The 12,869-nt window shown below is 31.6% G+C and carries 7 protein-coding genes and 1 pseudogene; 6 read left to right on the forward strand and 2 right to left on the reverse strand.

Annotated elements, in window-relative coordinates:
* Positions 1-2: 2 nt before the first annotated feature.
* Complete coding sequence (locus tag P5P87_RS20805) at positions 3-2,420, reverse strand: TonB-dependent receptor (protein WP_278020482.1); 2,418 nt, start codon at positions 2,418-2,420, stop codon at positions 3-5.
* A 333-nt stretch (positions 2,421-2,753) separates the two neighbouring features.
* Here P5P87_RS20805 and argS point away from each other — a divergent pair.
* Positions 2,754-4,534 (forward strand): annotated as a pseudogene (gene argS / locus P5P87_RS20810) (arginine--tRNA ligase).
* Positions 4,535-5,187: 653 nt separating this feature from the next.
* Positions 5,188-5,895: a hypothetical protein gene (locus P5P87_RS20815; protein WP_198858418.1), complete on the forward strand. Its 708-nt coding sequence runs from the start codon at positions 5,188-5,190 to the stop codon at positions 5,893-5,895.
* A gap of 74 nt (positions 5,896-5,969) precedes the next feature.
* On the opposite strand, the gene P5P87_RS20820 is transcribed toward P5P87_RS20815, so the two are convergent.
* Complete coding sequence (locus P5P87_RS20820; protein WP_278020483.1) at positions 5,970-6,872, reverse strand: DUF6607 family protein; 903 nt, start codon at positions 6,870-6,872, stop codon at positions 5,970-5,972.
* 105 nt (positions 6,873-6,977) lie between these two features.
* Between P5P87_RS20820 and P5P87_RS20825 the strand changes: the two genes are divergently transcribed.
* From P5P87_RS20825 to P5P87_RS20840, 4 genes are all read left to right on the forward strand, one after another.
* A complete protein-coding gene (locus P5P87_RS20825) occupies positions 6,978-9,044 on the forward strand; it encodes a TonB-dependent receptor plug domain-containing protein (protein ID WP_278020484.1) in 2,067 nt (688 codons plus the stop codon).
* A gap of 28 nt (positions 9,045-9,072) precedes the next feature.
* Complete coding sequence (locus P5P87_RS20830) at positions 9,073-9,702, forward strand: HmuY family protein (protein WP_198858415.1); 630 nt, start codon at positions 9,073-9,075, stop codon at positions 9,700-9,702.
* 269 nt (positions 9,703-9,971) lie between these two features.
* A complete protein-coding gene (locus P5P87_RS20835) occupies positions 9,972-11,450 on the forward strand; it encodes an SGNH/GDSL hydrolase family protein (protein ID WP_198858414.1) in 1,479 nt (492 codons plus the stop codon).
* An 89-nt stretch (positions 11,451-11,539) separates the two neighbouring features.
* The gene (locus P5P87_RS20840; RefSeq protein ID WP_278020485.1) at positions 11,540-12,868 is read left to right on the forward strand and encodes a GDSL-type esterase/lipase family protein; all 1,329 of its coding nucleotides are present in this window, start codon (positions 11,540-11,542) and stop codon (positions 12,866-12,868) included.
* Position 12,869 lies beyond the last annotated feature (1 nt).

The following is a 12,869-nucleotide window of genomic DNA, read 5'->3' on the forward strand; positions in this document are numbered from 1 at the left end:
GATTAGAACATTCCACCCCCACCTTTATTAGTATTATCTTCTCTTTGTTTACGCTGTAAGTTTTTGATTTTTCCTCCTCCAAAGTTGTAAGTCAAACCTAAATAAACCGTTCTGCTTTCCCAAGAAAACTGACCTGTTTGAGGATAAGGATAAATTCCATCAAAAGCATATTTCATTGTCTTGAAAACATCATTAAAACGTACGCTAATGTTCATTTTGTTGTCTAGCAATGTGTAACGTGAACCAATATCCATTTTGTACATTTCATGTCGATTTTGCTGAACATCTTCAACAGGTCCTCTGTAAAAACCAAATAGCAAGAAACTTAAGCGTTTTGTAGGTTTAAAGTTAGAGTTCATACGAGCGTTAAAAGCTGTAGTTGTTACGCTACGTTCAAGAGGTGAACTTGTGCTAGTTGCTGGATCAAATTCAAATACAATACCTTGTTGTTTAATGCTCGAAAAGTCGATAGACGGTTGAATATCCCACCATTTTGTCAATTTATAATTTAACGAAACATCAAAACCATAAGCACTATTGTGATCATAATTTGTATAGCTCAAGATTTGTTTGTATCCAGACGGATCATTTGGATCTGGACTCAATGTTCTGCTTATTTGATCATTAATGCTTCTTACATAAACACCTGCAGTAACACTTCCTTTTTCAAGTGTTTTAGTATAATTAACCTCTACCGAATTTGTAAACTGAGGTCTTAATTCAGGATTTCCATATGAAGTTACTAATGGAGTTGAGAATTCACGAATTGGCTTAGTTTGCTCTATACTTGGACGGTCAACACGACGGCTATAGCTAAATTGAAGAACATTTTTTTCATTCAAATTATATGTCAAATAAGCAGATGGATATAAAGTAATATAATCATCATTAAACTTATCTTGGCCGTGGTTTAAATTAGCTTGAACTTTATAGCTCTCAAAACGAGTTCCTAATTGGTAACTGAATTTCTTGAATTTTTGACCAAAAGTCACATAAGCCGAATAAATATCAGTATCGTAAGTATAATTTGAAACTCGTTCGTCAATAGGAACTAAAGGATTACCGGTATTATAATCATTATTTGTTCTAGTAATTCTAGCTTCTGCACCAGCTTCAAGCGTGGTTTTGTCATTTAATGGATTTACATAATCAACATTTATTGTGCTCAATTTTCTTTGATCACCAATTTGATCGCTATAAATTACACTATTTGAAGTGTTATCAGGTCTTGTTGTATTAGTATCAAAACTTGCATTTTGGTCTGATTTCGTATCACTGTAATTACCTTCAAAATCTAAAGTATGTCCTTCTTTTTTGAAAATATGTTTGTATGCCAAATTGTAAGTTCCAGTTTTTGTTGGCCCTTTGTAAAGTGAATTTTGGTAAATGTTTAAAATATCTGGATCGCCATTGTTGTAATCGATATTAGTAATTACATTTCCGTTTCCAGTTGATTTATTTTGATTGGTATAGAAAGACAAAGTGTTTTTGTCATTAATTAAATAATCCATTCCTAACTTATATAAGTAATTATCATTTTCGTTAGAAATTTTCAAATTTTGTTCTACATCCTGATCCAATCTTAAGATTCTACCTTTGTTATAATACGTTCCAAAGTTTTGTCCTCCATTTCCAAAGAAGTTTACTTTTCCAGTTTTGTAGTTCAAATCAAGCGATTGATTGTATTTTGCCGTTTCGCCAAAAGTAATACCTCCGCTATAGCTTCCGTTAAAACCAGTGTTTGCACTTTTATGCAATACAATATTAATAATTCCAGACATTCCTTCTGGATTGTATTTTGCACTTGGGTTTGTAATTAACTCAATTTTTTTGATAGAAGTTGATGGAATTTGTTTCAATAATTGAGCTGGATCAATGTTCGATGGACGGCCGTCAATTAATACACGTACATTGTCATTTCCGCGAAGCGAAAGTTTTCCGTCCTGATCTACATTTACAGATGGAATATTGCTCATAATGTCAGATGCAGAAGCTCCAGCAGTTGTTAAATCTTTACCAACAGTAATTACTTTACGATCAATTTTTTGTTCAATTGTTGAACGTTCAGCAACTATATTTACACCTTTTAACTGAGTCGCTTCTTCTTCAAGAGCAACATTTACGGTTGCTGTTTTTCTGTTTTCGCTTAAAATTACAGAACCAATATATTTCTTGAATCCGATATATTGAATTTCTATTGTGTAATTTTTTAAAGCAATGTTTTTAAATGAAAAGTCTCCGTTGTCATCTGTATTTACTCCAGAAACTACTTTTCCATTTTCTTTAAGCGAAACAGTTGCATAAGAAATCGGCGCGTTGTTCGACTTTTCTGTAATTTTTCCAGAAATACTTCCAGTATTCTGGGCTTGTGCAGTTGCGATTATACCTAATAACGCAAACAGAAAGAATTTTAATTTCATGATTTTTTTACTGATTATTTTTTGATTTGATTGATGATGATTTTCGTTTTGTTAGTTTTTCTTTTTTGTTTTTTTCTGGCTTCAATAAAAATTGAAATCACTATGTAAGACTCTTTTGCATTTGATATGTTACAAGAAATTGAAGAAAAAAAAATATTTTTTTCTCATAGGCTGTTTTGTAAGAGATTACGCTTTTGATTTTTTGATAATTTTAACAATTAAAAAATGTGCTTTTTTGTCAAATCGAAACTCTTTTCTTGAATTTAATATGTTTTTGATTTTCTCTAATTGATGAATAAGCAGTATCTTTGCTCACTTAAAAAATAAGTTTACATGTCATTATCACAAATTCTTACACCTTCTATACAAAAAGCAATACAAGTATTATTTGATGTTACTGTTGATAAAATCGAGTTTCAAACTACTAGAAAAGAGTTTGAAGGAGATATTACAATGGTAATTTTTCCTTTATTGAAAGTCATCAAAATCAATCCGGCTGAATTGGGAAATAAAATTGGAAATTATCTAGTTGAGAATGTTTCTGAGGTTGCTCGCTTTAATGTAGTTTCTGGTTTCTTGAATATTGTTATTTCGGACAGTTATTATGTAAATTTCTTTAACGGAATAAAAGATCAAAAACAATTCGGATTTGTAGTCGCAAACCCAGAAGAAAAGGCAATTATGGTAGAGTATTCTTCTCCAAACACCAATAAACCTTTACACTTAGGACACGTTCGTAACAACTTATTAGGATATTCTGTTGCAGAAATTCTAAAAGCTTCTGGTAAAAAAGTTTATAAAACACAAATTATCAACGATCGCGGAATTCATATCTGTAAATCAATGTTAGCTTGGGAGAAATTTGGTAACGGAGAAACTCCTGAGACTTCTGGTTTAAAAGGAGATAAGCTAGTTGGTAAATATTATGTAGAGTTTGATAAAGCTTACAAAAACGAAATTAACGGTTTGGTAGAAGCTGGTAAAACGGAAGAAGAAGCAAAAAAACAAGCACCTATTATTATCGAAGCGCAAGATATGCTTAAGAAATGGGAAGCTGGCGATGAAAAAGTGATTGCTCTTTGGAAAAAAATGAACGAATGGGTTTATGACGGTTTCGCAACAACTTACAGCAATCTTGGAGTTAATTTTGATAAATATTACTACGAAAGCAACACCTATCTTTTAGGTAAAGATGTTGTGCAAGTAGGTTTAGATAAAGGTGTTTTTGAAAAAGATCCAGACGGTTCTGTTTGGATTGATTTGACCGACGAAGGTTTAGATCGTAAAGTTGTTTTACGTTCTGATGGAACAGCGGTTTATATGACACAAGATATCGGAACAGCAATTCAGCGTGTAAAAGATATGCCAGATGTTGGAGGAATGATTTATACGGTAGGAAATGAGCAAGATCATCACTTCAAAGTGTTATTCTTAATCTTGAAGAAATTAGGTTTTGATTGGGCTTCAAGTTTATATCACTTATCATACGGAATGGTAGATTTACCTTCTGGAAAAATGAAAAGCCGTGAAGGAACTGTTGTAGATGCTGATGATTTGATGCAAGATATGACCGATACGGCAAAACAAATTTCAGAAGATTTAGGAAAATTAGACAGCTATTCTGCCGAAGAAAAAGCAAAATTGTACAAAACGATTGGTTTAGGAGCTCTGAAATATTACATTTTAAAAATAGATCCGAAAAAACGTATTTTGTTCAACCCAGAAGAATCGGTAGATTTTGCAGGAAATACAGGTCCGTTTATTCAATATACATACGCAAGAATTCAGTCAATCATCCGTAAAGCCGATTTTGATTTTTCTAATAAAATTGAAATTGAAGAATTACATGAAAAAGAGAAAGAATTGGTAAAACAAATCGAACTTTTCCCAGAAGTAATTCAGAATGCTTGCCCAAAATCATAGTCCAGCATTAATTGCTAATTATACGTACGATTTAGTAAAAGAATATAACTCTTTTTACCAATCAGTTCATATTTTAGGTGAAGTTGATTTGACGAAAAAAATATTCAGAGTGCAGACTTTCTCAAAAAGTTGCAGAAGTAATTAAATCTGCATTTCAATTGTTAGGAATTGAAGTTCCTGAAAGAATGTAAAAAAAATAGAGTTAAGAATAAGAAAGCCAATAGTTTAAAACTATTGGCTTTTTTTATTGCTTTTTGGGCTTATAGGGCGCATGTTTGGCGGAATTCCTAAATAATTTTGTTATGTTTTTTATCAGTGTTACAATGTAATTATATAAGTTTTACATCAGTCTTGTTTTCATAATATTCATTTTATATAATAAACGCTAATATGGGAGATGTTTTGACGTTTTCTTACATGGGTTTTAAAGATGACGATTAACCATTAACTAGTTCTGTTTTGAATGTTAAAATGCAAGAAAGTGGAAAAGAATTGAGGTTGTGGTTGTAGCTTACGGTAAGCAAAATTTTCTTAAAAATACCTCAGGCTGAAATTGACGCAAACCCATTAATACCGAAAGATATAAACAATAATAGATAGATAAAAAAAAATCCGGAAGCTTTAAAAACTTCCGGATTTTTTTTAAAAAGAATTTTCGTGTAAAAAAGTAGTAACGAGATTTGTATATGTCATTTTTATAAGTATGTTTACAGTAAGAAATAATTGGTTATTTTTCAGTTAAAAGTGCCAATAAACAAAAGAGAAAAATCGGCTTATGATCCTATAAAATAAATACGAGGAAGCCGAAAATCGCGAGAGTAGGCAAAATTTAAACCCAAAAACAATGATTAAAAAATCTTTACTTTTAATGATGCTTCTTTTTGCACTTACAGCAACAAAAGCTCAAGATTTAATTAACCCATCTTATGGATTTTCACACAGTAAAACAGCTTACATTACACTAGCAGACGGAACAGAACTTAGCGGAACTATTCGCGATATTGACAGAGAAAAGGGACTAATTGAATTTATTAAGTTACAAGATGCAGCTGGAAAAAAGCACAAACTAAAACCAGAGGATATTAAGTATATGTATTTACCACCTAGTGGACTTGATAATTTGACTAAAAAAATTGATTTTGGTACAGATTTTCAAAAATGGAACGATGATAAACTTAACCAAGAGTACTTAAAAGAAGGTTACGCATACTTTGAAACTGCTGATGTGCAAATCAAAAAGAAAAAATCAAAATTATTAATGCAACTTTTAAACCCTGCATTCAGTAAAGAATTTAAAATATATTGTGATCCACATGCAAAAGAAACTACTTCTTTAGGAGTTGGAGGCGTTAAATTTGTAGGTGGAGATGCTAAATCTTACTATGTTGCTAAAAAAGATGCACCTGCATTTTTATTAAAGAAAAAAGAATACAAAAAAGAGTTTGCAACATTGTGGAGCGGATGTGACAAATTAATCACTGCATCTTCAGCAGATCCAAAATGGACAGATTTATCAAGACACGCTGTTACCTATTCAGAGTGCGCTCAGTAATTAGATAAAAACTAATAAAAAAATCCGGAAGCTTTTTAAACTTCCGGATTTCTTATTTTAACAACTAATTCTAATTACTTAACAAATTTGTCAATAATAGCATCTGATTCTGCTTTTGCAGTATCTGGTTTTAAATCAAATAATAAAGAGTAAAGTGCTTTTCTGTCTACTTTAGCTTCTAAGTTAAGATCTTTATGTCTGTCAAAAAGAGTTTGCCATTTATCACGAACGTTTTTCCAAAGAGCGTTATTTGCTACCCACCATTTTTGAGTCGCGATACATTTTACATCTGGAACTTTAGTATACACATCAAATCCTTTTTCTTGCGCCAATAAAACATCTTTTCCAGCATCGTCACGAACCAATTTATCATTGTCTTGCTCATGATTCCAACCTGTAGCAGTGATTTCGTGAATATTTCTTCTTTTTAAAACATTGTAATCGTTACGTTTTGTTTGCTCTCTTCTAGGAAGCGGTGCATCAGCAACGTTTGCCCAATAATCTTGTCCATCAACGTGAACCCATGTTGAAGATCCTTCATATCTCGGGCTGTCATCTACTTGATATACTTTTTGAGTCCATTGGCCTTTAACCGCTTTTTTGTCTAATTTTTTATATTTCCAAGAATTTCCTTTATCAAATGTATATAAGTCTGTGTTTTCGTAAAGCCAATCTTGTCTCCAGTGTTTGATAATCATATCGTCACTTACAATCAATAAATGTCGCATTACGATTTTGTTAGGAGTATCTTCTAATAACTCTACCCATTCTAAAGCAGATTCATGTTTAGTTTCGGAAGGTTTATAAGTAAGAGAATCTTTTGGGTATGAGAAAGTTTCAGTAAAATTGAACTTTACCTCATAACAACCACACATAGATTTAATAGATTTTATGTCTTGTTGTTTTTTATCCTGACTAAAACCAAGACTGCATGTTAAAGCCATAGTGGCTGACAAAAAAAGGTTTTTTGAAATCATAACTTATTGTTTTGTTTTTAAATTTTTCGCAAATATATAAATTTAATTTAGAACAATTAAAAATAATCATATATTTGCACCGATTATTAAGACTCAATAAAAATAATGAAAATTAAAATTACTCTTTTTGCAGTTGTGCTTTTTTGTCAAATTTCTGTTTGTCAAGAAGTTAAAAAAGATAGTGTAGAAACAAATGAATTATCGGAAGTTAAAGTTACTACTGCAACAAGAACAGAAAGAGTGCTTTCATCATTGCCTTTACCAATGACAATTATTACATCTGAAGCAATTATTAAGTCTGGTGTTACAAGATTGAATGAAATTTTAAGTGAACAAACGGGGATTATTTTGATTCCAGATGAAAGTGGTTTTGAAGGAATTCAAATGCAAGGATTAGATGCCGCATATACAATGATTTTAATTGATGGAGTACCGTTAGTAGGGAGAAGTGCTGGTGTTTTGGACCTATCAAGAGTTTCTGTTGGAAATATAGAAAGAATTGAAATTGTTAAAGGAGCTTCTTCAGCATTGTATGGTTCTGAAGCAATGGGTGGAGTAATAAATGTAATTACAAAAAGACCTAAAAAAGATACGTTTACGGGAAGTCTTTCTTATCGATATGCGACTTTTAATACTAGCGATGCTAATACCAATTTGTTGTGGAAAAAGAAGAAGTTCTCGGCTAATCTTTTTGCTAATTTTTATTCTACAGATGGTTATGATTTAGATAAAAGTACACCTTTAAAAAATGTAGAGCCATTTTATAATTTTACTATTCAGCCTAAGATATATTACGACTTTTCGGAGAACCTGAAGTTAATTGTAAATAACCGTTTTTATGATATGAAAATGGATAACAGAGCGATAATAGATGCTGAAAATTATAGTGGAGATGCAAAAGAAAAAGAATGGAATTCGCAACTAAAATTAGAACATAAATGGAGTTCGAAAGTATATTCTGAATATGAATTTTATGCTACAAATTATAAAAATGATTCCTTTTTAAAAGATGAGAATAATGTTCTTTTTGAAAGTGCTTATTATAACCAATGGTTAATTCGACCAGAGGTTAGAACGACACTTTCATTAAAAAATGATAAACTAACAGGTGGGGTTGGGGTAAGTTATGAGACTTTAGACAGAACTTATTTTGAAAAACAAGTAAACTTTAATTCACAATATGTTTATCTGCAATATGATTACAACCCAACGGAAAAATGGAATGTTCTTGCTGGATTTAGATACGATAATCATAGTGTGTATGCTTCGCAATTTAGTCCAAAATTAGCGGTCAATTTTAAGGTTAGCGAAAATTTCTCTTTAAAGTCTTCTGTAGGTTATGGATATAAAGCGCCAGATTTCCGTCAGTTGTATTTTGACTTTACAAATCCATCGGTTGGGTATACCGTTTTGGGATACAATGTTGCCGAAGATCGTTTAAATCAATTAGACGAACAGGGACAGCTTTTATCTAGAGTAGATGGAGTAAATTTTAGTGAACCATTAAAGCCAGAAAGCTCAATAAATGTGAATCTTGGAACTTTTTACAAGAAAAATAAATTAAGATTAGACGTAAATGCTTTTTATAATTCAATAGAAAATTTAATTGATACCCGTGTTGTAGCTCAAAAAACGAATGGACAGAATGTCTTCAGTTATTTTAACATTAGTAAAATTTTTACTTACGGTTTAGAATTTAATTCAACTTACGATTTCACAAAAGAATTATCGGTATCATTTGGATATCAGTTTTTAACAGCAAAAGACAAATCTGTTCTAGATAATTTCGAAAACTATCAATACGTACGTAACTCAGATTTACAAACCATTCAAATTAAAAAATCTGATTATTTTGGATTGTTTAACAGATCAAAACATACGGCCAATGTTAAGTTAGCCTACACTATACCTAAAATAAAAACAGATATCAATTTGCGTGTTTTCTATAGAAGCAAATACGGAATGTTCGATACCAATGGTAACCAGATTCTAGACAAATATGACACATTTGTCGATGGCTACTTCTTAACAAACTTATCTATATCAAAATATATCGGAGATAAATTTATGCTTCAGGCAGGAGCAAATAATTTATTTGATTTTACAGATCCATCTCAAATTAGCAATCTAGCAGGTAGACAGCTTTTTGCACGAATTCAATATAATTTTTAATCAACATTTATTTAACACCTTTCACAAAATGAAAACAAAAATTTTAAAACTTTCGCTTTTAGCATTATTTATTTCTACAGCATCTTGCAGTAGCGATGACAACAAAAATGAAGTAACACCAGTGGTAACAACAAAAGTTTCTAATGTTTATGCTCCGCAAACAGGAGGACAAGGACAACCAGTTGGTGGTGAATTTACAAAATTCAGTTTTTCTCAAAATAAAATTGTAACTGACGATAGTTGGGATATCGCTTTCCGCGGTACATCAGTTATTGTTAATGGAGGAGCAAAAATTAGCGCTACTGATACAGGAGAGCCAGAAAGAAAAGGACAAGGAGCAGTAAGTGTTGTTTCAGGTATTTTTGCAAACGTAACAGCTTTTCCAGCAGCATCGAGTTTTGCTCAGGATGCTAGCGGTGCTTCTGCATTCCCTTCTTCAGGAGATAATGCTTGGTACGATTATAATGGAGCAACTCATATTATTTCTGCAAAAGCAGGAAGAGTATTTGTTATCAAAACTCATGATGGAAAATATGCAAAAGTAGAATTCTTAAGCTATTATAAAGATGCACCTGCAACACCAGACCCAAATACTGCTGTAGCAAGATATTATACTTTTAATTTTGCATACCAAGCAAATAGCACTACTACATTTTAAATAAAGAGTTAATCTCGAATATTTTTATTTTATACAGGTATTTTTAAATAAAAACATCAAAAATCTAGTTAATCATTAGCTTTGTTTTTTTTATTTTTTGATTCAAGAGGTTAGAAATTCTAACCTCTTTTTTTGTTCTACTTTCTTGTTAAAATTAAATAGAAACAAAATGTTATTCTATCTTTGCACAAATTTTTTCTGCAATAAGTTAACAATTATTTAATTGGTTTAATTTTTGAATGCAGTTCTTCATATTTTATAATTATTAGGTGAATACAAAATCTTATTTTTTTCAGTCTTTTGCAATCGTTGCTTTAGCGCTAGTTGCTTTTATTGGGTTTAAACAAATCCTTCCAGACAAAATATTTTCTGAGAGTAAGTTAGATTCTAAAAATATATTAATCGACAGTTTGCTTTTAGAATCTGTTGCTGAAGATTCCTTATCGTTAGACAAAGACAGTATTGCGAAAAGTGAAGAAGCATTAAACGGACAGAAAATTGTTTTTGATCAAACAGAAGGAATCGAGTTTCCTTCAGAAACATTTGAAAATTACAAAGGTTATCAGTATCTAATTTCTTTTTATGAGAAATTGTATCAGTTAGAAAAAAATCCGCAGAACAAAGTGAGAATCGCTTATTACGGAGATTCTATGACCGATGGAGATTTAATCGTTCAGGACGTTCGTACCAATTATCAGGAACGTTTTGGCGGTAATGGTGTTGGTTTTGTTTCTATTACTTCAGAATCTGCTGCGTCTAGAGGTTCTGTAAAATCAACGTATTCTAAAAACTGGAAAACGCAATCTTACTTAAATGTGAAAAGACCGACGTGTCCTTTTGGAGTTAACGGACACGTATTCTTCGCAAATGATAAGTCCAATTCAACTTGGGTTCAGTATGAAGCTGGATTGAATAAATATTCTACCTCTTTAGATAATGCAACCTTATTTTACGGCCGTTCGTCTAAAACTGGAAAAGTTAATTTCATTATCGGAAAAGATACAATCAAGAAAAGCCTTTCTCCAAATGGTTTGGTTAATACGCTTAAAGTTTCATCAGGAAGTTTAAAATCGTTTAAAGCAAATTTCGTTCAAGCAGATTCTATTCCGATTTATGGATTTAATTTTGATAACGGCGCAGGAGTTCACGTAGATAATTTCTCGCAGAGAGGAAATTCTGGACTACCGATTTCGATGTTTAATGCAGACGTAATGAGAGCATTTAATAATAGCTTGAAATATGATTTGATTATCTTGCATTACGGAACCAACGTTTTAAATTACGGAACAAAAAATTATTCTTGGTATGAAAAAGGAATGACAAAAACCGTAAATAAAATTAAAGAATCTTTTCCTGGTGTTTCAATTTTAATTGTTTCTACTGCAGATAAATCAACTAAATATGATTTAGAAATGAAAACCGATTCTGCTGTAGTTCCGTTAATGAAAGCGCAAAAACATTACGCGCTTGAAGCACAGGCAGGTTTTGTGAATTTATATACTCTAATGGGAGGAGACGGTTCTATGATTAAATGGGTAGATGAGACTCCTGCAAAAGCAAATAAAGATTATACCCATTTTAACCAACGTGGAGCAAAAGCAATTGGAAATTTGCTATACGGGCAATTAAATAAAGGATACGAAGAATATAAAGTGCTCAGAGAAAAAAGAGATGCTGAGGGAACTAAGCCAAAACCAGTACGAAAAGCCAGACCAGATTCCGTTTCAGTAACAAAAGACAGTGTATGATAAACAAACTTATTCTTTCTTTTTGTTGTCTTTTTTTTGCAACAAATGAAAAAACTTCAAAAACACCCGTACATCCAACACCAAAAAGTATGATTCAAAAAGCAGATACAGCAGCAATTGGTGCTCCTTCTGAGGGTCAAATTTACAATGCAAAAGTATTAAATGATTTTTTTCAGAAACTGGAAAAAAACGAAGATCAGAAGAATCAAAAAATCAATATTGTACATATTGGCGATTCGCATATTCAAGGTGATTTGATGACCAATGAAATTAGAAAAAAACTGCAACAGAAGTTTGGTAATGGAGGGCGAGGTTTAGTGTTTCCATATCAATTGGCTAAAACAAATGGCTCTTATAACGAACGTTTTAGATCAAACAGAACTTGGGAAAGCTATAGAAATATTCATCCTGTTAAGAATTGTCCGATTGGGTTAAGCGGAATAGGACTTTGGAGAGATTCTGGTGGATTCGTAATAGAAATGAATGTAAAAGATCTAGCTTACAAATTCAATACGATAAAAATTATTACGCCTCAGAATCAAGATATGTTCGATTTGGCAATTTCATCTAAGATCAATTCTATTCAGACCACAGAGCCCAAAATAATTACACACAAAATTAAAAAAGGAGAAGTACTTGGTTCAATTGCAGATAAGTATAATGTTTCGATTATAGAAATTAAAAGAGAGAATCATTTAAAGTCTAATAATATTCGAGCAGGAAGAATTTTGAAAATTCCCACAAAGGAAACGAAACCAAAGACAATCTCAATGTCAGAATTTGTTCCTTTAGCAATAAAAACAGATTCGTATTCGCATTATTATAATTCAGAAAATGCTTTGAGTCGAATTTTCTTAATTCCGAACAAAGAAGCAAAAGATTATGAATTAAACGGAATTGTTTTAGAAAAAGATGCTCCAGGATTAATCTACAGTAGTATTGGAGTAAATGGCGCTAAATATTCAGATTACAATAAATATCCGTTATTCTTTGAGCAATTAAAATCATTGCAAGCAGATTTACTGGTTTTTTCGTTAGGAACAAATGAAAGCTACGATCATTTAGATGTAGAAAAATATATTCGTGAGCTAAAAGAATTTATCAGCAATATAAGAGCACAAAAAATAGATGCGCCAATAATTGTAATGACACCGCCGCCATCTTTGCTAAGAAGAAAACCAAATACTTATATTGATGATTATGCTAGACAAATTATTGATATAGCTCAGAAAGAAGGTTTTGCCGTTTGGGATCTGTACGATGAGTTTGGCGGAATGAGCGGAATAAGACAATTAAAAATACAAGGATTAATTGGACCAGATTGGGTTCATTACTCAAAAAAAGGATACGAGAAACAAGGAGATTTGTTTACTCAGGCATTTTTAAAATCATACGATAATTTTAAATTAAAGAATTAAA

Origin of the sequence: Flavobacterium ginsengisoli (assembly GCF_029625315.1) — a bacterium.
GTDB lineage: Bacteria > Bacteroidota > Bacteroidia > Flavobacteriales > Flavobacteriaceae > Flavobacterium > Flavobacterium ginsengisoli.